Genomic DNA, 22,610 nt, shown 5'->3' on the forward strand with positions numbered 1-22,610 from the left:
GTGAAAAATTATTACGTCAAACAATATCAAGGTAGCGATTATGCAAATTGGAATGCTTTTATAAGCAAAGCCAAAAATGCAACTTTTCTTTTTCATCGGGATTTCATGGAATACCATTCAGATCGATTTCAAGATTATTCCTTATTGGTTTTTGAAGAAGACAAACTTATTGCGGTATTACCTGCAAACAGAGTTGGAGAGACCGTGTATTCTCATCAAGGTTTGACTTATGGCGGGGTAGTTTATACTTCTAAAATAAATAGCGAAAAAGTAACTGATATTATTGACGCCATTTTATCTTTTTTTAAAGAGAAAAGGGTGCGTTTTTTTTATTTTAAACCCATTCCTTCTTTTTATACTTCCGGGGGAAATCATGAAATAGATTTTTTTCTACTTAAAAAGGGAGCATTTCTAGATAAAAAAGAGATGAATATGGCCATAAATTTAGCACTGCCATTAACAATTTCAAAAAGCAAATTAAAGCATTTCAGGAAAATGGAAGATCCCGATTTAGAAATAGTCGAAGAAGATCAATTGGAAGCTTTTTGGAAATTGGTTTTGGAGCCAAGATTATGGGAGAAATATAATGCTAAACCAGTTCATACAATACAAGAAATAACAAAGTTAAAGAACAACTTTCTTAATAATATCAAACAGTTTTCTGTGTATTATAACAATGATATAATTGCAGGAATAACACTGTTTGAAACGGATACAGTAGTGAAATCACAATACGGAGCTACAACCAAAAAAGGGGAGGAGTTGCGTGCATTGGATTTTTTATTCATTACTTTAATTAAAAAATACAAGAGAGAAGGTAAACTTTTTTTCGATATGGGAATTGTTAATGAAGATAATGAAAAAGGATACCATGCTGGACTTTTGAAACAAAAAGAAGAATTGGGTTGCTCTGTTTACAGTCAGGATTTTTATAAAATGAATCTTATATGATACCATTCCTTGATTTAAAGAAAATAAATGAGCCTTATGAAACAGCTTTTCAAGAGAAATTGAAATTGGTTTTAGCAAGTGGATGGTATATATTAGGGAATGAAGTAAAAGAATTTGAATTTAATTTTGCTGCTTATTGTAAAGCAAAACACTGCATCGGAGTTGGGAATGGTTTTGATGCCTTAACGCTGATTTTTAAAGGCTATATTCAGTTGGAGAAATTACAAAAAGGCGATGAAGTCATCGTTCCTGCCAATACGTATATCGCGAGTATTCTGGCAATTTTAGAAGCAGGTTTGATTCCGGTTTTGGTCGAGCCAAAGTTGGAAACCTATAACATCAACCCTGATTTAATCGTAGAAAAAATCACTCTGAAGACAAAAGCAATTTTGGTCGTTCACTTATATGGACAATTAGCCGAAATGGATGCTATAAATACTATTGCAGCTAAACATAATTTGCTGGTAGTCGAAGATGCCGCTCAAGCTCATGGAGCGGTAGCAAATTATAATTTCCAAATTCCAAATTCCAAAACACAATCGGATGATAATTTCGCAATTTTACTAGCTCCCCGTTCGGGGGCGGGGGGGGCTTCTGCGTACAGTTTTTATCCTGGAAAAAATCTGGGAGCGTTGGGGGATGGTGGTGCGATAATTACGAATGATTCGGCATTAGCCAAAATCGTATTTTCACTTCGTAATTATGGTTCAGAAACCAAATACTACAATGAGTATGCGGGAGTAAATTCAAGGTTAGATGAGTTGCAAGCCGCTTTTTTAAATGTGAAATTACCGCATTTAGATGCTGAAAATGAACAACGTAGAAGGATTGCGAGAAGGTATTTGGCAGAAATTAAAAACGATAAAATAATGTTGCCCAAATGGGATTCTTCAAATAATCATGTCTTCCATTTGTTTGTGATTCGAACAGAAAAAAGAGCGGAATTACAAAAGTATTTACATGAAAATGGAATACAGACCGTAATTCATTATCCAGTTCCTCCGCATAAACAAAAAGCGTTATCTGAATGGAATGATCTGTCTTTTCCTATTACCGAAATAATACATGAAACGGTATTGAGTTTACCTATAAGCCCTGTTTTGACTGCGGATCAAGTTGATTTTATTATTTCTGTTTCAAATAAATACTAGATATGACAGATAATAAATCTTCGTATCTCCAAATTTTTAAAACTACCTCACTTTTTGGAGGCGTACAGTTTTTAAACATTATCATTTCGATTATTCGCACCAAGCTGATTGCTGTATTTATTGGTCCAGCTGGAATGGGAATTATATCGCTATTAAATTCGGCTATAAATATTATTAACGGAGCTTCCAGTTTAGGGATCGAAACGAGTGCAGTTAAGCACATATCTGTGGATTATAAAGAGAATGACCTGAATAGTGTTTCAAGGATAATCACAATTGTTAAAAAATTAGTTTTAGTTACGGGTATAATTGGTGCGTTATTTACGGTGTTTTTCTCTTCTTGGCTTAGTGTTTTTACTTTTGGAAACACGGATTATACAGCAGCTTTTATTTTTATTTCTATAACTGTTTTGTTTAAACAATTGACTTCAGCACAATTAGCGGTTTTGCAAGGATTAAGAAAAATGAGGCTTTTGGCGAAAGCCAATTTTTATGGCAATTTATTAGGACTACTGGTTTCAATTCCGTTGTATTATTACTACCGAATTGATGCTATAGTCCCCACAATCATTGTTATATCTTTGTCGGCTTTATTATTCTCATTTTACTTTTCTAACAAAGTGGGAATACAAAGAGAAGATCTATCTGGTAGACAAATAATTAGTGAAGGAAAAAGTGTTGTCAAATTAGGAATCCTTTTAACCATAAGTGGATTACTAACTTTATTGACTACTTATTTAGTTCAGATTTATGTTGGGAAACTCGGTGGGTTAGAAGAGGTAGGGCTTTACAACGCGGGTTTTACCTTACTGAACTCCTACGTTGGAATTATTTTTACCGTTATGAGTACCGATTATTTTCCAAGATTATCGGCAATAAGTGATGATAATGTGAAAGTGAGAGCTAGTGTCATTCAGCAATCGTTCATTTCAATTTTGATTATAACGCCAATCATAGTTTTGTTTCTGACTTTTATCCCTTTGATTGTCCAAATCATTTACACACCCAAATTCGATTTGATAATACCAATGGTATGTTTTGGAATTTTGGGAATGCTTTTTAGAGCGGTTTCCTGGTCAATGGGGTTTATTTTAATTGCAAAAGGCGATTCAAAAATGTTTTTACGAACGGCGATTGGTTTTAATAGTATATCCTTATTTTTGAATATTTTAGGCTATTACTATTATGGTTTGGAAGGGCTGGGTTTTAGTTTTTTAATCTATTATGTAATCCATTTTTTAGGATTAAAATTAATTACCCAGAAAAGGTATGGGTTTTATTTTGAAAAAGACTTTTACCTCATTTATCTCGTTTGTATTGTCATGTGTGTCATTACTTTTTTGCTGAGATACATACAAAGTCCGCTTATTAAATACAGTTTAATGTCTGTGATGATCATCCTGTCACTGCTGTTTGTCTTATATCATATTAATTTAAAAATGGGGCTAAGAGAGATGTTTAATTCTATAATCAAAAGGAAAAATGGTTAATATAATGAAAAATAAATATAGAAAATTGAGATCAATTTATCATAAACTTAAAATTTATTATAAAGTAAATTGGACTAAAACTTTGTACTTTAATTTTAAGAAGTTTCCTTTCGCAATTGCTAAGAAGCTTCCTGTTTTTTTTTATGGAAGAGTAAAATTCACCTCCATAATGGGAGAAATTTCGATTGAAGGAAAAGTTAAAAAAGGAATGATTGGTTTCGGTCAGCCTTATGAAATGAATACAGTTCACAAAGGAATTGCTGAAATTATTATTTATGGAAAAATAGTGTTCAAAGGACACGTTCAATTTGGGAAAGATTATTTCGTCTACATTGGAAAGAATGGGTATTGTGAATTTGGACATATGTCATCTATGGGCTCTAACGCTAAACTGATCGCAGTTGAAAGTGTTGTTTTGGGAGATTTTGCTCGTTTTGGTTCAGAATCTCAAATCATGGATACTGATTTTCACCAAATGATTGATACAAGTACTGGGGAGCGATATAAGATTACGCAGCCGGTGTTTATTGGTAGCTATAATTATATTGGTACCAGAGTGTCTATTATGCCAAGTACCCAAACACCGAATTATTGTACAGTAGCTTCCAATAGTTTGTGTAATAAAGATTTTTCTAAGCTAGAGGAAAACATATTGCTGGCGGGTATGCCAGCTAAATTGATACGGAATACGATTTCACGAGATTGGGAAGGAGAGCGTGAAGCATTAGAAAATTATCTAACTATTTAATCAATTTTAAAATAGAATTTTCATTCGAAGCTTAATCTCCATAACGATGTACTTTAGTAATAACTTAAAATTTGACGTTCGAAAAGCTAAAATCATTTCAAAGTGGATTCGTTTTAGAATGGCTTTATTTTCTTCGTTAGTTTGATTTAACCAAATCGCTTTTTTTAATATTATAAAAGTGGAAGCGTTGATTTTATTGTCTTTCTTAAAAAATGTGGTTCCCAATGAATTGGCTACAATTCTCTTTTGAATCAGAATTTCGTCAATATAATCAACTTCATAAGCACGGGAAGCCCGAATCCAAAAATCCAAATCCTCATAAGCTAGATTTTCGTCATAGCCATTAAGTTCGTCAAATACGGTTTTTTTAGCCATTGCCGAAACAGAACAAATGCTATTGCCGCCTGTTATTACCGACAAATAAATGTCGCTTGTTGGTCGTTTTTGAATTACATTTTTACGAGAATCTACGGCAAAATAATAAGAGTCAAAATTGCCATTCTCATTTATTAATGCTGCGTTTCCATAAACCATTCCCAAGTTTTTAAAAAGACTATTAGCAAAAGCATTGCATTGTAAGCTTACACAGTTGTTTAGTAAAATATCGTCTGCGGCTAAGTCAATAATATAGGCTCCTTTCGATATCGCTAGTGCTTTATTAAATGATTTTGTACTTCCTAAATTGGTTTCGTTTGCTATCAACTGAATTTCCGGATGGTCAAGCAGCCATTTCTCGATTATTGATTTAGAGTTGTCAGTACTGCAATCGTCAACAATAATAAGTTCGATCGGTTTGTAGTCTTGATTAATAACAGATTGTAAACTCTCCATAACATAACTCTCTTGATTGTAACACAAGCAAATAATAGTAACTAATGATTTATCTTGCATATCTTTTTAAAAGAGTTATATATTTGATACGAAAATAAGAAATCGATAATGATATTGCCTAACAAAAAACATAAAATTGCTTTAATTGGCTATCGTCTTAGCGCTGGCGGAAGTGACAAAGTGATGGCTAATTTGTCTGTTTTTTTCGAAAGTAAAGGCATTGAAATTCATAACATCATTGTAATTGATGCAGTTTCATTTCCCTATGCAGGTAAACTGGTTAATCTCGGTTTATTAAAAAATGAAAGCAATGGGGTAATTAATAAAATCAAACGGCTAATTGCATTGCGAAAATATCTAAAAGCTAATGATTTTGACTACATTATAGATTTTCGCTTTAGGACTAAAGTACTTCAAGAACTTATAATTTCGCGGCTAATTTACAATACCAAAACAATATTTACAGTCCATAGTTTTTTGATAGATCATTATATGCCCCGTAACTCTTGGCTAACAAGATTAATGTACAATCACTGTTATGCTAATGTGGCATTAGTAGATCAAATGCAGGAATTGATTGTAAATACGCATCAATTAGAGAATGTAGTAACGATTGCAAACCCTGTTAACATTCAGGAAATTAATGAAAAAATTGAGGAAGATATGTCACTTCTATTTGACTATTGTATTGCTATTGGGCAGTTTGAAAATCCAATCAAGCAGTTTGATAAGCTCATTGTGAGTTATGCGAATTCTATTTTGCCAGAAAAAGAGATACACCTGTTAATATTAGGACAAGGTCTTAGAGAAACTTTGGAAAAAGTGGCTAAAGAAAACAAGGTGGCAGATTTTGTTCATTTTTTAGGCTATCAGGATAATCCTTTTCAATATTTAAAAACTGCAAAGTTCTTAATTTTAAGCAGTAAAAATGAAGGGATGCCTAACGTTATTTTAGAATCGTTGGCATGCCATACACCAGTAGTTTCATTCAATTGTGCAACAGGGCCTGCAGCTCTGATTTTTGATAAAGAAAACGGACTTTTAGTAGAAGACCAAGATTTTAGTAAGCTTGCCGAAGCAATGAACGATATGGTAACTGATGAAGCTTTATATCAATACTGTAAGCAGAATGCGGCAAAAAGTATTACGCCATTTCTATTAGAGATAATTGGACAACAATGGTTAGATTTGATGAAAATTAATATTGAGTAAAAAAATGACTGCGCTAAAAAATATACAATTACTGAAAATTCCGGTCGTAGAAGATGTGCGCGGAAATTTGGGTTTTATTCAAAAGGATGCATTGCCGTTTGAATTCAAGAGGGTATATTATCTTTTTGATGTGCCGAGTACAGCCTTTAGAGGCGGACATTCTCATATTGAACAGGAGGAAGTGTTGGTTGCTTTAAGTGGTAGTTTTGAAGTTGTTCTTAATGATGGATACAATAAAAAATCATTTCTTTTAAACAAACCTAATGTTGGATTGCATATACCAACTGGAATATGGAGGGAGTTAGAAAATTTTTCGTCAGGTGCAATATGTCTGGTTCTTGCTTCGGATGAATTTATAGAAGAAGATTATATAAGAGATTTTAATGAATTTATGGATTCAAAAAAATGAGATTACTTTACATTGTCCCCAATAAAAATAATGAAGGTGGAGTCGCTAGAACACTCGCTATAAAAACGAAAGTCCTTATAGAGAAGTGGAATTATGAGGTGCATATTCTTACCCAAAACAACGGCAATTCGGCTCCTTTTTATGATTTCGATGATAAAATTATATTTCGTGATATGATTTTAAATGGAAACGCATTCCGGTTTTTGAATACTTATAAGAAGTCAGTATTAGAACAGATAGATTTTGTAAAGCCAGATATTGTTATTGTTTGTGACAATGGTTTGAAGGCATTTGCTATTCCGTTTTTGATTAGTAATAAAGTGCCAGTTGTTTTTGAATGCCATGGATCAAAATACATTGAAGAATCAAGAGGTAAGTATGGCTTTTTTTCTGAGGGGATTCGGTTTTTTAAATATACTTTTAAAGGTTTTGGAGCTAAAAAATTTACAAAATTCATCGCATTGTCCAATGCAAGTTTGGCAGAATGGGATCTACAAAATTCGATAGTAATTCCTAACCCTTCTTGGTTACAACCAAAAAAGATAAGCGCGCTAAAGAATAAAAAAATAATAGCAGTTGCCCGAAATTCATTCGAAAAAGGATTGGATCGACTCTTGTCGATTTGGCAAAAAGTAGACGTAAAACATCCAGATTGGGTTTTAGAAATTTATGGAAAAGATACCACAGCTTTAAAAGTAGTAGCTGAGAAGTTGGGGATTGATTCGACTGTTCGGTTTTTTGAACCGGTGGAAAACATTGCTGATAAATATAGTGAAGCTTCCATATTTGTAATGGCTTCACGACAAGAAGGTTTTCCTATGGCTCTAATTGAAGCGATGGCTTCGGGATTGCCTTGTGTTGCGTATGACTGTCCTTGTGGTCCAAGAGCGATTATAAAGAATGATGAAGACGGTTTTCTTGTTCCAGATGGTAATGAAACTGTTTTTATAGAAAAGCTACATCAATTAATAGAGGAGGAAGAGTTGAGGAAATCATTTGGCAGAAAAGCTGCTGCAAGTGTTGCTAAATATGATAGCGATTCTGTTATGAATCAATGGAACGAATTGTTCTTACGATTAACGGCTGGGAATTGATTTTTTATTTTGCAATTGGCAGAAATAACCCAGCTTATAAAGATCAAACAATAGAAGCGAAGGTTTATCGGAGACGAGATTTTTTATAAGAAGTGTTTCTGTTTTTTTAAAAGTCAATGCTGTTAATCCAATAATACCTATTTTCTTTAAAAGCGTAAAAGCAGTAATTATTTTACTTTCTGTACTAATGTGTTTTTTAGATTCAAAGATAAAAGCTAAATTCTCTAATGCTGTTTTTGTCTTTTTTAGGAATAGTTCTGAAGTTTCTAAGTTAAGATGGTAAGTTGAGTTTTCAATATGATCAACCACAAATTCATTTGATTTTAATTCGACTAGAAAACATAAATCTTCATAACCGTATTTTGTTATTGTACGGTCAAAAGGCTGTTTTGAGAAAATCTCTTTTTTAATGAGTAGATTAGAAGTTAAGGCATTACTGTTTTGGTTTTTATTCCTTAGTTCTAATGAAAGCGCCTCTCTTTTAGTTCCATAAACCCAGCGCAATAAATTTTCTTTGTTAGGTCTCTGGCTTTTATATATAATTCCGCCATAAAGAACTGTTGCTTTTCCTTTTCGAATGTACTCGACGTAATTTATAATGTATTTATTGTCCTTAGGAAAAGTATCGCAATCTACAAGAAGCAAATAGTCTTTAGTAGCTTGACGAGCTATCGTATTAATGTTTTGGCCACGTCCTAAATTAGTCTCATTTCTGGAAAAGCAGCACCTTTCTAAGTGGTTTATTTTTTGATTTTCGTCCAAATAGTCATTAGAAAAATCATCCTGACAGAGGATTTCAAAATCAATCTTGGATTCCAAACACTGTTTCTGCAATTCTTTTACTAAAGGAAATGCATCATAATTGTAGATTGGAATAAGGATGGAAAGCATTACACTGTTCTTTGAACTACTTCAAATATTTTAGTGTCTTCGCATTTTAAGGTCTTTGATGGAAACTTCATTAATAGAGCATAATCGTGAGTAGCCATTATTATTGTCTTTCCATTGGCGTTGATTTTTCTCAAAACCTCAAGTACTTCAGCGCTTGTTTGTGGATCTAAATTTCCGGTTGGCTCATCAGCAAGGATAAGGTCTGGGTCATTAAGTAAGGCTCTTGCAATGGCAACACGTTGTTGTTCTCCACCAGAAATTTGATGTGGCATTTTGCTGGCATATTCTTTCATTCCAACTTTATCCAATACTTCGTCAATTTTTCGGTCCATTTCCTCTTTAACTGTCCAGCCTGTAGCTTTAAGTACAAATAGCATATTGTCTTTAATAGTACGATCCGGAAGTAATTTGAAATCTTGGAATACAATACCTATTTTTCTTCTTAAAAACGGGATATCATCTTCTTTTAAGGTTTCTAAATCAAAATCTACAATGTGTGCTTCACCTTCTGTCAAGGGCATATCAGCATAAAGCGTTTTCATCAAACTACTTTTTCCTGAGCCTGTTTTTCCAATGATGTATAAGAATTCACCACGGTTTACGTCCAAATTGATATTTGATAAAATCACTTTATCTTCTTGATGAATCGTTACGTTTTTTAAAGACAGTATAGCTTGAGACATAATTAGCATTTGTTTATTGGGTAAAAGTAATAAGATAACGGTTGTATTCAAAATAAATTTCATGTATTACGGTAGATTAGCCCGAATATAAATTAACAAGCGGATAATGATAGTTCTGGAGATCCAAATGAGCGTTGATTTGTGGTTTTTAGAAATAGATTGAACTAGTGCTAAGTACTAAAAATGCCATTGTTAAAATATTTATTCATAATAAAACCGAGAGGAGATTCGTTATACACCATAGAATATGATACATTTGAATATTAAAAAAAAAAATAAAATGCGTAAACTTTCTTGGCTTCTCTATTTACTGGTTTTTGTTGTGTCTTTTTCTGTTTCGGCACAAAAATCAACAATATATACCCATGATTTAAAAGATTTTAATAAAGCGCTGTCATTGTTTAATGATGGCCAGTTTGCTTCCGCCAAAATTATATTCGAAAAAGTAAAATCAGAAACTAACAATGACGAAATAAAATCAGATTGTTCTTATTATGACGCGACTTGCGCCATTCGTTTGAATCAGGCCAATGCTGACATGCTTATGGATCGTTTCGTTTCAGATTATCCTACAAGTGCTAAGAGCAATCAGGCATTTATCGAAGTAGCCCATTATTATTTTGATCAAGCGAACTATCCTCAAGCCTTACAATGGTTTGAAAAAGTGAATGAAAGTCAATTGAGTGCGAGCGATAGAGATAAATTTAATTTCCAAAAAGGATATAGTTTCTTTAATTCGAAAAATAAAAAAGAGGCAACTACTTATTTTAATAAGGTGGTAAACTCGCAAGAATACGGTTCGCAAGCCAAGTATTATTTAGGCTTTATGGCTTATGAGGGTGATGACTATAAGGAAGCAACGAAGTATTTTGATGCTGTGTCTGGGGAAGAAAAATACAAAGAAAAGCTTTCGTATTACCAAGCCGACATGAATTTTAAACTAGGTAATTTTCAAAAAGCAATCGATCTAGGTGAAAAAGCGATGGCTAAGTCGAATGCAATTGAAAAATCAGAACTCAATAAAATCATTGGCGAAAGCTATTTTAACCTAAAAAAATACGAGCAGTCGATTCCCTGTCTGGCAGAATATAAAGGAAAAAAAGGGAAATGGAATAATACTGATTTTTACCAATTGGGTTATGCGTATTACAAGCAAAATAATTTTGAAAATGCCATTTCACAATTCAATAAGATCATAAACGGAAAAGATTTTGTGGCGCAAAATGCTTATTATCATTTAGGAGAAAGTTACCTGAAGTTAGACAAAAAGCAGGAAGCATTGAATGCCTTTAAAAATGCTTCTGAAATGACATTTGATACTTCGATCCAGGAAGATGCGAGTTTGAACTACGCGAAATTAAGTTATGAAATAGGGAATTCCTACCAAAGTGTACCTGCAGTTTTATTGGATTTTATAAAAAAATATCCTAATAACGCCAGCCGTTCCGTAGTAGAAAAATTATTGATTGATTCGTATATCTCTTCAAAAAATTATAAGGAAGCATTGGTTTTATTGGAAAAAAATAAAAGTCCTGAGAATAAGTTGGCGTATCAAAAAGTTACTTTTTACAGAGGTTTAGAATTATATGCTGACAGAAACTATCCAGAAGCATTAAAAATGTTCAGGAGATCTATCGACGGGCAAGTTGATCCAGCTATTACAGCAAGGGCTGCTTTCTGGAAAGCAGAAACAGAATACGTTTTAGAAGATTATAAAAATGCATTATTGAGTTTTAAACAATTTTCAGGATTGTCTCATGCTTCGTCTGCACCAGAATATAAAAACATCAATTACAATATTGCCTACACTTATTTCAAGCTAAAAGAATACGATCAGGCGGCAACTTACTTTCAAAACCAAATTGACGCAGTAAAAGACGATAAAGTACGATTGACTGATTCTTACTTGAGATTAGGCGATTGTCAATTTGTAACGTCAAAATATTGGCCTGCAATGGACGCTTACAATAAAGCAATCGATATGAAAGGTGTTGATGCGGATTATGCCTATTATCAAAAAGCGATTTGTTATGGTTTTGTGGCTAAAAATGATAAAAAAATTGAGGAACTGAATTCTTTTTTACAATCGTATCCAAAATCAAACTATAGAGACGATGCCATGTACGAATTGGCTAACACTTATGTTGCAAGCGGAAAACAAGATTTGGCTTTAAAAACATTTGATCGTTTAATTTCTGAATTTAAGAACGGATCTTATACTGCAAAATCAATTTTACGTCAAGGATTAATTTATTACAATTCAGATAAAAACGCGGATGCTTTAACGAAATTTAAAAAAGTAGCAGCTGAATTTCCTAAAACTCCAGAGGCGCTTGAGGCTGTTTCAACGGCACGTTTAATTTATGTTGACGGTGGAAGAGTAGACGAATATGCGACTTGGGTGCGAACTTTAGATTTCGTAGCAGTTACTGATGCGGATTTAGATAACGATACGTATGAGTCAGCATTAAAACAATTTGAGCAAAACAATAACAAACAGGCTATATCTGGATTTATGGCGTATACTTCTAGTCTCCCAAGAGGAATACATTCTTTACAAGCTAATTTTTATTTAGCCCAAGCGTACTTTTCTGAAGGCTTGCAAGTGAAATCTATTCCTAATTATGAATTCGTAATAGGGCAGCCTAGAAATGAATTTACGGAACAATCTTTAGCGCGCTTGTCTCAAATTTTATTGAAAAATAATGATAATGCAAAAGCGATTCCGGTATTACTTCGTCTAGAAAATGAAGCTGATTTTCCTCAGAATAAAGTGTTTGCGCAATCTAATTTGATGAAATGTTATTATGAGAAAAAAGACTATTCAAGCTCCGTTATTTATGCGGATAAAGTGTTGAGTAATCCTAAAACGGATGATAATGTAAAAAGTGATGCGCAAATTATTATTGCCCGTTCAGCAATACAAACAGGAGATGAAAGTAAAGCAAGAGCAGGATATGCTAAATTGCTTACGATTGCAAAAGGAGAATTAGCGGCAGAAGCATTATATTATGATGCTTATTTTAAAAATAAAGACGGAAAGTTTGAGGTTTCAAATACAGCGGTTCAAAAATTAGCTAAAAATTATTCAGGTTACCGCTATTTTGGTGCCAAAGGTTTAATTCTAATGGCCAAGAATTTCTACGGATTGAAAGATAGTTTTCAAGCGACTTATATTTTAGATAATGTAATTGAAAACTTTACTGATTTTCCAGATGTAATCTCCGAAGCGAAAAGAGAATTGGATGCGATTAAAACAGAAGAGTCGAAAACAAACTCATCGATTGTAAAATAAAAATGAAGTAAGGTAAATTTGATTACCTGATATAAATTTTTAAAATAATTCATAAAAAATGAACATTCCTTTTTACATCGTTGATGTTTTTTCAGATCGCAAGTATGCTGGGAATCAATTGGCAGTTTTTTTAAATGCTGAGAATATAGCGGAGGATCAGATGCAGAAAATAGCTGCTGAAATTAATTTTGCCGAAAGTACATTTATTACTAAAATGAATCCTGATGAAGCGACAGCGCAAATTAGAATATTCACTCCAGCAAAGGAAATGCAGTTTGCGGGACATCCTATTATAGGGACGTCATGGGTATTGATGAATAAAATTTTTAATAATAATCATCAAAAATGTACGGTGAAAGTTCCTATTGGCTCAATTCCAGTTTATCAATCCGAAGGTTTAGTTTGGTTACAGGCAGCGCAACCAGAATTTTCTGATGTTTTTTCAAAACAGGATTTCGTTTCTTTCAGTAATTTAGAAATAGATGATTTTGATAGCCGATTTGAGATTCAAGAAGTCACTACTGGTAGTGCTTTTATAATGGTGGCTGTTAAAGATAAAAAGACACTTGAAAAAATTGAACTGGATAAAAGCAAAGCGGAGAATTGGCTAGAGGATCATTGTAAAACGGCGCATCAGGCATTGTATTTTTTTTGTCTTGAAGATGCAATGCTCAGTAGTAGAATGTTGTGTATCGAAAAAAATCAGTTGATAGAGGATGCTGCTACAGGAAGTGCAAGTAGCTGTTTGCAAGCTTTTCTTTTGAAATATCATGCTCCTGCAATTGAAATAATTAATAATCAAGGGGAATTTATTGATCGACCGTCACAAATTTTTTTCGAAGGAAAATTATCTGATGGACATTTCGATATTAAAATAGGTGGTAAAACGCAACTCATTGCAAAAGGAGAATGGGAAATAGAATAGCGACAAAAAACTAGTTAGAAAAAATAATAAGAAAAGAGAATAACAGGAGATTAAGACAAGAACTTTTCTTCTTAACTCTAAAAAAATAATAAAATATGAAATTCAATTTCCAAAATAAGATTATCATTGCCGTTTTACTAATGGTGTTTCAGGTTTCTTTTGCACAAAAGAAAGAGGAAAACATAGGCTCTGAGGTTGTCAACGTGGTGAAGCCTTATACGCCTGCCATTTCGGATGCTTTCAAAGTACAGGAGACTCCCGTTCTTGATGATGACGGGAATGCTAAAAAAGAAACGATTAAATATTCTATTTTTTCTTTTCCAGTAGCTTCTACTTTTACGCCTTCAAAAGGAAAAGCAGAAGGGGTGGACAAAACAAAACAAGAGCATATGTATAATAATTATGCTACGCTGGGATTTGGAAATTACAGAACATTAAATGCTGAATTGTTTGTTAACCAAGAACTAGATAACAATGATTATGTAGGCGGAATGTTTCGTCATCTGTCTTCACAAGGCGGAATAAGCGGTATAGAGTTAGACGATCGATTTTATGATTCATCCATCGATTTGACGTATGGGGCTAATTATAATGATATGTCTTGGAATCTAGATTTAGGATATAAAAACCAAATCTATAACTGGTACGGATTACCAGAAAATTTTGGTACTTCTTTAAACCCGGCTGATGGATCTGATTTGATTTTTGCAATTGACCCACAGCATACTTACAACACTATTTCTTTTGGCGGTAAAATTGATTTTAATGAAGGTCTTTTGAATGAAGCAAGTATGAAGTTTAATCGCTTTACAGATGCTTTAGGTTCTGCTGAAAACAGATTTTATATCAAGCCTTCCTTACAATTCGATGTGATGGATGAGTCTATTAGAACAGACATAACCGTTGATTACGTAGGAGGAAGTTTTGAAAATAATTATTTAAAGACTAATACAGAACCTTTAAAATATGGGTATACAAATTTGGGTATAGCTCCTAGTTTTGTAATGCAAAAGGAGGATTGGACCTTGAATATTGGTGCTAAAATATTTTATAGTTTAGATAATGAAAGCAGTACTAATAAATTGTATGTGTATCCGAATTTTAATGCTTCGTACAAGGTGGTTGGGGACTTAATGATTTTTTATGCCGGTGCTGAGGGGAACTTAGAGCAAAACTCTTATATGGATTTTGCCAATGAAAATTTATTCTTATCACCTACTTTGGATATCAGGCCAACAGACCAACAATATGATGTTTTTGCTGGTTTGAAAGGGAAAATAGTGAATAATGTGAGTTATAATATTCGAGGCTCTTATATAAATGAAAGAAATAAGGCGTTGTATAAAAGTAATGATTACAATGAAAATACGTCAAATGAAGACTATGCCTATGGAAATTCATTTCAAGTCGTTTATGATGATATGAAAACGGTGAGTTTCTCAGGAGACTTAAAAGCTAATTTTTCAGATGATGTGACTTTTGGAATCAGCGGAACTTTTAGTAGTTATACAAACGATCTGGAGCAAGAGGCCTGGAATTTACCAACGATTAAGTTGAACTCTAATATTGATTTTAATATTACGCCAAAATGGTTTGCCGGAGCTACTGTTTTTTATGTAGGGGAACGTAAGGATATACAAAGCAATACTGCTTTTGTAACAAATTCTAGCCCAATAACATTAGACAGTTATTTTGATGTTAATGCACATTTAGGTTATAAATACAACAGTCAATTGACTGGATTTCTACGAGCTAATAATATCACGAATAACGGCTATCAAAAATGGTTGAATTACCCGGTTCAAAGTTTTCAAATCGTGGTAGGTGCTAATTATAAGTTTGATTTTTAATTTGGCTTAAAGCCTAAACGACAGAAAAAAAAGTGGCTTCCTGATTTGGGAAGCCATTTTTTGTATACTGTAAAGTAGTCTTATTCAGTAAACGGAACTGCAACTCTAACTTTATCCCATCCTAAGTTTAGAACGATACCATTATCCGCTTTGGTGAAAACCATAGAAAAAGACTCTAATGAATCAGTACCTTCAGTTACAGGGACTTTTAATCGAGCAACATCATTAGCTTCTTTGTAGAAATAAGATCCCCAAACATTCAAATCTTTACTAATAATTATAGTGTAGTTGTCTTTTTCTGGAATAGCATATAAAGTATAAGTACCTGCCTTAATTTTAGTTTCTCCTAATTTCATGTCTTTGTAAAGCGTGATTTCTGCTGCTTCATTTGCGCCTGTTCTCCATACTTTCCCCGCTGGAGCAAGTTCGTCTAAACTACGTCCTTTTAGTTGCGGTCTGCTGTAGGTTACTTTTGCAAGTTTGTCAGCATTTTTATAATCGGTGGGGTAGGAAGCCAAATCCATAGGGCTCTTATCAAGATCAGGGAATTTCTGAGCATTTGCATTTGATGATAGTAGTATCATAAAGCCAAAAGCGATTGTAGTAATCAATGTCGATTTTTTCATAGTTTTAATTATATATGTTGAAATTAGTATTTGAATCAAATGTAAAGTTAGAAATTCCTATTAAAACTCACTACAAATACTGAAAAGGATTCTAAAAAAAGTTGTTAGACTCTACAATAATAACATAACTTTGGTAGCTGTAATGTGAAATAGTGTTGTTGCTTCTCAAGCGAAATGTGCCAAACTCATTTGCATTTGCTGTATTTAAAATTATAATTATGACTTTCAAACAAAAGATATATCAGTATTACTCACAACTCGTTCAAGACAGAATTGATGTTTTTAGAGATATGATTGTGGCACTTACCGAGGATTCTAAAAATGATGCCAAAGGTTCTGCCGGGGATAAGCACGAGACAGCATTATCCATGATGCATCTCGAACAGGAAAAGCTGAATAATAAACTACGCGAAGTGGTTGCGCAAAAAGCAATTTTAGATAAAATTGACCCTTCAAAAATTGCGGGAATTATAGTAGTAGGGAGTTTAGTGAAAGCAAACGGAATTTACTTATACCTTAGTTTAGCATTGCCTAAAATTAATATAGAAGGAGTTAATGTTATTGCCTTGTCTCCACAATCACCTTTAGGAAATAAACTGATGGGGAATGTGGTAGGTTTTACATTCGAAATAAATACTACAAAGTATTTGATAGAGGAGATTGCATAGTATTCATTCTAATTAGTCCTCTTAGATGCTTTTATTATTTTAGAAGACGTTATGAAATTACTATTTTCAACTTGGAAACTATTCTCGATGTTCTTTTAGTTACAGTTTTGAGTCTAATTTACAATTATTACTTATAATTATAACCAATTTGGCGATTTGTGTTTTGTAATTGTAACTGTAATTGCATCTTTGGCTTATCAAAATAAATATAACAGTTTAAAAATATATAGTTATGTGTGGAATAGTATGTGCCTTTGACCTAAAACAAAAAGCGGAAGTTTTAAGACCTCAAGTATTAGAAATGTCTAAAATCATTCGTCACCGTGGACCAGACTGGAGTGGTATTTATAGTAATGATAAAGCGATTATGTCTCATGAGCGTTTGGCAATTGTAGATCCAGCTTCTGGTAAACAACCGTTATTTAGTGAAGACGGAAAATTAGTTTTAGCTGCCAATGGTGAAATTTACAACCACAGAGCGTTGCGTAAACAATTTGAGGGGAAATATAACTTTCAGACAGAAAGTGACTGCGAGGTGATCTTAGCACTTTACAAAGAAAAAGGACCTCATTTTATAGATGAAATGAATGGAATCTTCGGATTTGCGATCTATGATGTGGATAAAGATGAGTATTTTGTAGCTCGTGACCATATGGGGATTATTCCACTATATATTGGTTGGGACCAACACGGAACTTTTTATGTAGCTTCAGAATTAAAAGCATTGGAAGGATATTGTACAAAAATCCAATTGTTTCCCCCAGGACATTATATGACAAGTAAAGATGGTGAGTTTGTACAATGGTACAAAAGAGAGTGGACTGATTATGATGCTGTAAAAGACAACGAAACAAGTATTCCTGCTATTAAAGAGGCACTGGAAGCTGCGGTTCATAGACAATTGATGAGTGACGTTCCTTACGGAGTATTGCTTTCAGGAGGATTGGATTCTTCGGTTACTTCGGCTATAGCCAAAAAATATGCGCAAAAACGTATTGAGTCAGGCGATGTTGCTGATGCTTGGTATCCACAATTGCACTCTTTCTCTGTAGGTCTTGAAGGTTCACCAGATTTAGCTGCAGCTCAAATTGTAGCAGATCATATTGGAACCATTCACCACGAAATTAAATTTACAATTCAAGAAGGTTTAGATGCGGTTAAAGACGTAATTTATAACTTGGAAACATATGATGTAACTACGATTAGAGCATCAACTCCAATGTGGTTGATGGCACGAGTGATTAAATCAATGGGGATCAAAATGGTACTGTCTGGTGAAGGTGCTGATGAGTTGTTTGGAGGGTATTTGTATTTCCACAAAGCGCCAAACGCACGTGAATTCCATGAAGAAAATGTTCGTAAATTAGGAAAGCTACACATGTACGATTGTTTAAGAGCTAACAAAAGTTTAGCTGCTTGGGGAATTGAAGGACGTGTACCATTCTTAGATAAAGAGTTTATGGATGTAGCCATGCGAATCAACCCACAAGATAAAATGATCAATAAAGAGCACCCGATGGAAAAATGGGTAGTGCGTAAAGCTTTTGAAGAGATGTTGCCGCCAAGTGTTGCTTGGAGACAAAAAGAACAATTTAGTGATGGAGTAGGATATGGTTGGATTGATAAATTGAAAGAAGTAGTAGCTGTTGAGGTGACAGACGAGCAACTGGCAAATGCAAAATTCCGTTTCCCATTACAGACGCCTACATCTAAAGAAGAATATTATTACCGTTCTATTTTTCATGAACATTTTCCAAGTGATGCCGCAGCCTTATGTGTGCCTCAAGAAGCTAGTGTGGCTTGTAGTACAAAAATCGCTTTGGAATGGGATGAAGCATTTAAAAACATGAATGATCCTTCGGGAAGAGCAGTTGCTAATGTGCATTCTGATGCTTATGCAAAAGCATAATTTAAAGTTTATTTTTAATTAGTTAAGAAAACGTTCTCCTTTATGAGAGCGTTTTTTTGTTTAAAATTAATAACAACATGGGTAATGTGTTGAAATTTTAGGGATTTATTATTCTATTTTGTTTTGAAAAATTAGTGTAGTATCGGGATTCGATGTAAATAACAAGGAGTAGTTTTTTTTATTTGCGCTTCTTTTTTATATTAGCCTATCTAAACCGCACAATATGAAACCCTATATTTTAATTCTTGCTTTATTTACCCTTGTTTCTTGTTTAAAAAAGGATAAAGCTACAGTTGATTGCATAATTACTGATGCTACGATATATACTGTAAACAAAACTTTTGATACTGCAACAGCAATGGCTATAAGTGACGGAGAAATCGTGGCCATTGGAACAAATGAAGAGATTATCAATAAGTTTGAATCTACGAATACGATCAATGCGAAAGGCAAGTTTATCTATCCAGGTTTAATTGATGCGCACTGTCATTTTTATGGTTACGGGCTAAATTTACAGGAAGTTGATTTGCGCGGTACTAAAAGTATGAAGGAAGTGATAAGTCGTATTCAGACTTTTCAGAAAAAGAAAAATCTTAAATTTATTGTTGGAAACGGTTGGGATCAAAATGACTGGGCGGTTAAAGAATTTCCTTCTAAAGCAATTTTAGACAAATACTTTCCTAATATTCCTGTAGTGCTTAACAGAGTTGATGGTCACGCCATAGTGGTGAATAGTAAAGTATTGTCCTTGGCAAATATTACAAAAGACACAAAGGCAATTGGCGGGCAGATAGAAATAGTAAATGGAGAACCAACAGGAATTTTAATTGATAACCCAATGGAATTGGTGTTTAATATCATTCCAAAACCAAGCAGAAAAACACAAATAACGGCACTGCTGGATGCAGAGAAAATCATGTTCGACTTTGGATTGACTACGGTAAATGATGCTGGTTTAGATCCTCAGGTTATAGATTTAATCGATAGTTTGCAAAAGGCTAAGGTCATGAAGCTTAATGTTTATGCAATGGTTACGGTGAATCAAAAAAACATGGACTTATATCTAAAAAAAGGTCTTTACAAAACCGATAATCTGGATGTTCGTTCTTTTAAAATGTATGGTGACGGTGCCTTAGGTTCTCGTGGGGCCTGTATGCACAAGCCATATTCAGATAGTCCTGAGCAGTTTGGCGCATTAATTACTCCTATACCTGATATGAAAATGATCGCCAATAGAATTGCAGCTTCCGATTTTCAATTGAATACACATGCAATTGGTGATTCTGCAAATACGGTAATATTGAAAGTGTACAAAGCAGCTTTAGAAGGTAAAAAAGACAGGCGTTGGAAAATTGAGCACGCACAGGTGGTACAAGAGGCAGATTTTGATTATTTCGAATTGGGAATTATTCCTTCTGTTCAACCGACGCACGCTACTTCAGATATGTATTGGGCAGGGCAAAGACTAGGAAAAGAGCGTTTAAAGAATGCTTATGCTTATAAAAAATTACTTCAAAAAGCGGGTGTTATAGCTTTAGGAACTGATTTTCCTGTCGAAGAAGTGAACCCAATGTTGACTTTTCATGCGGCTGTAGCCAGAAAGGACAGTAAAGGATATCCTAGAGATGGTTTCCAGATGGAAAATGCATTGACGCGAGAGGAAACCTTAAAAGGAATGACTATTTGGGCTGCTTATTCTAATTTCGAAGAAAAAGAAAAAGGAAGTCTTGAAGTGGGTAAATGGGCCGACTTTGTTATGTATGATAAAGACATTATGAAAATCGAAGACAGTGCCATTTTGGGAATGAAGCCCGTGAATACCTATTTAAAAGGAATTAAGGTCAAATAAACGAAATGACTGAGAAGCTTTATGTACAATATAATACTTTAGTTTTCCTCCGGGGTTCGTTTGTCCCGAGTGCCAGTTGTGTGAGTGCTACCTTACCTAAGTACTTATCGTAACGGCGTAACTTTATGCTTGACCTAGTAGGAAAAACGAAAATAGAGGAAGTAGGAGAAGGGGTTTTTTTGGCATTTGGCAAAGATAACTTGATTTGGAAGAGATTTCTTTATTTTTTTGAAGCTATTCCTGCTGTCCGTTATATCTTTTTAGTCTCGTTTTGAGAACGAGGCTAAAAAGGATGCCACTTCTATCAGGGCTAAAAATCTAGCATGTTTTTTAGACATAAGAATGTTTTGTTTCTCTTGAACGAACCACACCAAAAGATTCGGGAGGAAGCAAATTTATATTTCCTGCTCATTTGCTTTTTTGATAAATATAACTATCCCTAAAACAACAAACTACAACTTTTTAGGGTTGTAGGTTGGGTTTTTGTTTTAGCTGCTTATGATAATGGGCACGAGCCAGAGGCGTCGCGCTAGCCTTTGAAGTTATTTTTGCTCGCGACGGCGTGGGGAATTAATAATGTTTTTACTTTGTGGGCACGAGCGAGACGCTCGCGCTAGCATACGCTCAAACCAGCGGGGGGGAATAGGTATAATAGAAACAATAAAAATATTTAAATAGTTAACGTATGGACAACGAATATATAATTCAAAAAATTGATAAAATATTACCCATGGAATTCTCTGTAAAATTAGTAGAAAATATATATTTAAAAGGATTTTCAGAAAATGATAAAATAATAAAAGGAATTTTTTTAGGAAGCATTGATGATTTATTAACCTCAAATATTGTTGCAAGTATCAATTTTAAAGAAATAGAAAATATTTTATATAAAAAAGAAGATAATTTTTCTATTACAACCATCAATATCAATATCAATAAATACCTTTTCAATCATAAAATAGGTGAGGGAATTTTGAGTCAATTGCCCGTTGGTTTAGATACTGAATCAGGTGTAGATAAAGCGTGCCAGCTTATACAGGAATACATACAAAAAGAGGCATTGCCTTTTTTTAACTATTGGCAAGATATACGCGATTTTTTACCTTTTTTGGAAAGTGATGATATTAGTATTTTGTCAGATATATTTTCTGGTGATGCTCTATTTAAAAAAATTATTATTTGGAAACTCTGTTCACATCCTGAATTTAATGAATTTATAGAAAACAAAACAAATCAATTAAAAAAAAGGATTATCGAAATACCAAAAGATAAATTATTTAAAAAAGATTATGATAAATATTTCAAAATTTTAAAAACCTTAGAAAAAACAAAACCTTTATATGCTTGGGATGAAAAATATTTAATCCAAAAGCCATATAGTCGAGAAAGTTTAACCTGATAGGCGGATTTGCAAACGCTTTTAAAAAATATGTAAGCGATAGCGACGACGGGTTTGCCGTTTATCAAAGACTTTATGATGGTGGCAGCAGTTATGTGTTGGGTTGTGAAAGCATTAGAAGATTTAAAGGCTCAGGGAGTTACTGAAATAAAAAACATTCCTTGGAATGGCGTAAATTAAATATGTTATGAAGTCAAATAATGAAATTTTAGATGAGTTTGGTGATTTATTAACTAATGAAGTTTTTGATAACCAATATCGCTTCGTTTTGAATAAAGTGACGGACTTGGCACAAACAGAAGGGTATAAAAATCTTTTTGAAAATATGAGCGAAGTACAAAAAAGAGAAATTGAATATTATACTAGAGAGATTTTGAAAGGAGCTTCGTTCGACTTTTTACGTATTTTTGAAGAACACACAGAATTTAAAATTGTGTATGAAGAAAATGGAAATCAAGTTGATTTGAATAAAATTAGTGAAATGTTAAAAGCCGAACCCATTATTGAAAACGGTTGGATACAGCGATTTAGTAAAGAATTAAATAACGAAAGCCCCCGCTAGCGCGAGCGTCCCGCTCGTGCCCACATTATAAATCAATTCACGTCTATCTCTAAAAGTGTTTGGTCAT

The 22,610-nt window shown here is 33.6% G+C and carries 19 protein-coding genes; 15 read left to right on the top strand and 4 right to left on the bottom strand.

The window, feature by feature from the left end; all coding sequences use genetic code 11:
- Genes AC4PRO_RS08105 through AC4PRO_RS08120 form a run of 4 tightly spaced genes read left to right on the top strand, consistent with a single transcriptional unit; the run spans position 1 to position 4,340 of the window.
- Positions 1-951, top strand: a complete 951-nt coding sequence (locus tag AC4PRO_RS08105) for a GNAT family N-acetyltransferase (protein ID WP_492116974.1) — start codon at positions 1-3, stop codon at positions 949-951.
- Positions 948-2,102, top strand: a complete 1,155-nt coding sequence (locus tag AC4PRO_RS08110; protein ID WP_492116975.1) for a DegT/DnrJ/EryC1/StrS family aminotransferase — start codon at positions 948-950, stop codon at positions 2,100-2,102. The genes AC4PRO_RS08105 and AC4PRO_RS08110 overlap by 4 nt, the downstream gene beginning before the upstream one ends.
- A 2-nt stretch (positions 2,103-2,104) precedes the next feature.
- Positions 2,105-3,592: an oligosaccharide flippase family protein gene (locus AC4PRO_RS08115; RefSeq protein WP_492116976.1), complete on the top strand. Its 1,488-nt coding sequence runs from the start codon at positions 2,105-2,107 to the stop codon at positions 3,590-3,592.
- A gap of 4 nt (positions 3,593-3,596) precedes the next feature.
- A complete protein-coding gene (locus tag AC4PRO_RS08120; protein WP_492116977.1) occupies positions 3,597-4,340 on the top strand; it encodes an acyltransferase in 744 nt (247 codons plus the stop codon).
- Positions 4,341-4,346: 6 nt separating this feature from the next.
- Here AC4PRO_RS08120 and AC4PRO_RS08125 read toward each other — a convergent pair whose 3' ends face one another.
- Positions 4,347-5,231, bottom strand: a complete 885-nt coding sequence (locus AC4PRO_RS08125) for a glycosyltransferase (RefSeq protein ID WP_492116978.1) — start codon at positions 5,229-5,231, stop codon at positions 4,347-4,349.
- A gap of 48 nt (positions 5,232-5,279) precedes the next feature.
- Between AC4PRO_RS08125 and AC4PRO_RS08130 the strand changes: the two genes are divergently transcribed.
- Genes AC4PRO_RS08130 through AC4PRO_RS08140 form a run of 3 tightly spaced genes read left to right on the top strand, consistent with a single transcriptional unit; the run spans position 5,280 to position 7,886 of the window.
- Complete coding sequence (locus AC4PRO_RS08130) at positions 5,280-6,383, top strand: glycosyltransferase (RefSeq protein ID WP_492116979.1); 1,104 nt, start codon at positions 5,280-5,282, stop codon at positions 6,381-6,383.
- Positions 6,384-6,387: 4 nt separating this feature from the next.
- Entirely contained in the window at positions 6,388-6,792 is a 405-nt protein-coding gene (locus tag AC4PRO_RS08135; RefSeq protein WP_492116980.1) for a sugar 3,4-ketoisomerase, read from the top strand.
- The gene (locus AC4PRO_RS08140; RefSeq protein ID WP_492116981.1) at positions 6,789-7,886 is read left to right on the top strand and encodes a glycosyltransferase; all 1,098 of its coding nucleotides are present in this window, start codon (positions 6,789-6,791) and stop codon (positions 7,884-7,886) included. The genes AC4PRO_RS08135 and AC4PRO_RS08140 overlap by 4 nt, the downstream gene beginning before the upstream one ends.
- On the opposite strand, the gene AC4PRO_RS08145 is transcribed toward AC4PRO_RS08140, so the two are convergent.
- Positions 7,869-8,777: a glycosyltransferase family 2 protein gene (locus AC4PRO_RS08145; protein ID WP_492116982.1), complete on the bottom strand. Its 909-nt coding sequence runs from the start codon at positions 8,775-8,777 to the stop codon at positions 7,869-7,871. The two genes, AC4PRO_RS08140 and AC4PRO_RS08145, sit on opposite strands and share 18 nt — an antisense overlap.
- Complete coding sequence (locus AC4PRO_RS08150) at positions 8,777-9,460, bottom strand: cell division ATP-binding protein FtsE (protein WP_074722008.1); 684 nt, start codon at positions 9,458-9,460, stop codon at positions 8,777-8,779. The genes AC4PRO_RS08145 and AC4PRO_RS08150 overlap by 1 nt, the downstream gene beginning before the upstream one ends.
- A 280-nt stretch (positions 9,461-9,740) precedes the next feature.
- Here AC4PRO_RS08150 and AC4PRO_RS08155 point away from each other — a divergent pair, with 280 nt between their 5' ends.
- From AC4PRO_RS08155 to AC4PRO_RS08165, 3 genes are all read left to right on the top strand, one after another.
- Positions 9,741-12,755: a tetratricopeptide repeat protein gene (locus tag AC4PRO_RS08155; RefSeq protein WP_492116983.1), complete on the top strand. Its 3,015-nt coding sequence runs from the start codon at positions 9,741-9,743 to the stop codon at positions 12,753-12,755.
- Positions 12,756-12,813: 58 nt separating this feature from the next.
- A complete protein-coding gene (locus AC4PRO_RS08160) occupies positions 12,814-13,680 on the top strand; it encodes a PhzF family phenazine biosynthesis protein (RefSeq protein ID WP_492116984.1) in 867 nt (288 codons plus the stop codon).
- A 95-nt stretch (positions 13,681-13,775) separates the two neighbouring features.
- Positions 13,776-15,530, top strand: a complete 1,755-nt coding sequence (locus tag AC4PRO_RS08165) for a TonB-dependent receptor (protein WP_492116985.1) — start codon at positions 13,776-13,778, stop codon at positions 15,528-15,530.
- Between the two features lie 80 nt (positions 15,531-15,610).
- On the opposite strand, the gene AC4PRO_RS08170 is transcribed toward AC4PRO_RS08165, so the two are convergent.
- Positions 15,611-16,156, bottom strand: coding sequence for a DUF2911 domain-containing protein (locus tag AC4PRO_RS08170; RefSeq protein ID WP_492116986.1), 546 nt, complete (start codon positions 16,154-16,156; stop codon positions 15,611-15,613).
- 218 nt (positions 16,157-16,374) lie between these two features.
- On the opposite strand from AC4PRO_RS08170, the gene AC4PRO_RS08175 reads away from it, so the two are divergent.
- The 5 genes from AC4PRO_RS08175 (at position 16,375) to AC4PRO_RS08195 (ending at position 22,543) form a co-directional block, all read left to right on the top strand.
- Positions 16,375-16,824: a hypothetical protein gene (locus tag AC4PRO_RS08175; RefSeq protein ID WP_492116987.1), complete on the top strand. Its 450-nt coding sequence runs from the start codon at positions 16,375-16,377 to the stop codon at positions 16,822-16,824.
- A 232-nt stretch (positions 16,825-17,056) separates the two neighbouring features.
- Positions 17,057-18,733, top strand: coding sequence for an asparagine synthase B (asnB, locus tag AC4PRO_RS08180; RefSeq protein ID WP_492116988.1), 1,677 nt, complete (start codon positions 17,057-17,059; stop codon positions 18,731-18,733).
- 223 nt (positions 18,734-18,956) lie between these two features.
- Positions 18,957-20,582, top strand: coding sequence for an amidohydrolase (locus AC4PRO_RS08185; RefSeq protein WP_492116989.1), 1,626 nt, complete (start codon positions 18,957-18,959; stop codon positions 20,580-20,582).
- Between the two features lie 685 nt (positions 20,583-21,267).
- A complete protein-coding gene (locus AC4PRO_RS08190) occupies positions 21,268-21,981 on the top strand; it encodes a hypothetical protein (protein WP_492116990.1) in 714 nt (237 codons plus the stop codon).
- A gap of 187 nt (positions 21,982-22,168) precedes the next feature.
- Positions 22,169-22,543, top strand: coding sequence for a hypothetical protein (locus tag AC4PRO_RS08195; RefSeq protein ID WP_492116991.1), 375 nt, complete (start codon positions 22,169-22,171; stop codon positions 22,541-22,543).
- The last annotated feature ends 67 nt before the right edge of the window (positions 22,544-22,610 follow it).

The organism is Flavobacterium sp. DW-iso2, from assembly GCF_058725285.1.

Excerpts from the sequence above, each read along its gene's own strand:
- AC4PRO_RS08110 (WP_492116975.1), top strand. The coding sequence starts at position 948 with ATGATACCATTCCTTGATTTAAAGAAAATAAATGAGCCTTATGAAACA.
- AC4PRO_RS08115 (WP_492116976.1), top strand. The coding sequence starts at position 2,105 with ATGACAGATAATAAATCTTCGTATCTCCAAATTTTTAAAACTACCTCA.
- AC4PRO_RS08120 (WP_492116977.1), top strand. The coding sequence starts at position 3,597 with ATGAAAAATAAATATAGAAAATTGAGATCAATTTATCATAAACTTAAA.
- AC4PRO_RS08125 (WP_492116978.1), bottom strand. The coding sequence starts at position 5,231 with ATGCAAGATAAATCATTAGTTACTATTATTTGCTTGTGTTACAATCAA.
- AC4PRO_RS08130 (WP_492116979.1), top strand. The coding sequence starts at position 5,280 with ATGATATTGCCTAACAAAAAACATAAAATTGCTTTAATTGGCTATCGT.
- AC4PRO_RS08135 (WP_492116980.1), top strand. The coding sequence starts at position 6,388 with ATGACTGCGCTAAAAAATATACAATTACTGAAAATTCCGGTCGTAGAA.
- AC4PRO_RS08140 (WP_492116981.1), top strand. The coding sequence starts at position 6,789 with ATGAGATTACTTTACATTGTCCCCAATAAAAATAATGAAGGTGGAGTC.
- AC4PRO_RS08145 (WP_492116982.1), bottom strand. The coding sequence starts at position 8,777 with ATGCTTTCCATCCTTATTCCAATCTACAATTATGATGCATTTCCTTTA.
- AC4PRO_RS08150 (WP_074722008.1), bottom strand. The coding sequence starts at position 9,460 with ATGTCTCAAGCTATACTGTCTTTAAAAAACGTAACGATTCATCAAGAA.
- AC4PRO_RS08155 (WP_492116983.1), top strand. The coding sequence starts at position 9,741 with ATGCGTAAACTTTCTTGGCTTCTCTATTTACTGGTTTTTGTTGTGTCT.
- AC4PRO_RS08160 (WP_492116984.1), top strand. The coding sequence starts at position 12,814 with ATGAACATTCCTTTTTACATCGTTGATGTTTTTTCAGATCGCAAGTAT.
- AC4PRO_RS08165 (WP_492116985.1), top strand. The coding sequence starts at position 13,776 with ATGAAATTCAATTTCCAAAATAAGATTATCATTGCCGTTTTACTAATG.
- AC4PRO_RS08170 (WP_492116986.1), bottom strand. The coding sequence starts at position 16,156 with ATGAAAAAATCGACATTGATTACTACAATCGCTTTTGGCTTTATGATA.
- AC4PRO_RS08175 (WP_492116987.1), top strand. The coding sequence starts at position 16,375 with ATGACTTTCAAACAAAAGATATATCAGTATTACTCACAACTCGTTCAA.
- asnB (WP_492116988.1), top strand. The coding sequence starts at position 17,057 with ATGTGTGGAATAGTATGTGCCTTTGACCTAAAACAAAAAGCGGAAGTT.
- AC4PRO_RS08185 (WP_492116989.1), top strand. The coding sequence starts at position 18,957 with ATGAAACCCTATATTTTAATTCTTGCTTTATTTACCCTTGTTTCTTGT.
- AC4PRO_RS08190 (WP_492116990.1), top strand. The coding sequence starts at position 21,268 with ATGGACAACGAATATATAATTCAAAAAATTGATAAAATATTACCCATG.
- AC4PRO_RS08195 (WP_492116991.1), top strand. The coding sequence starts at position 22,169 with ATGAAGTCAAATAATGAAATTTTAGATGAGTTTGGTGATTTATTAACT.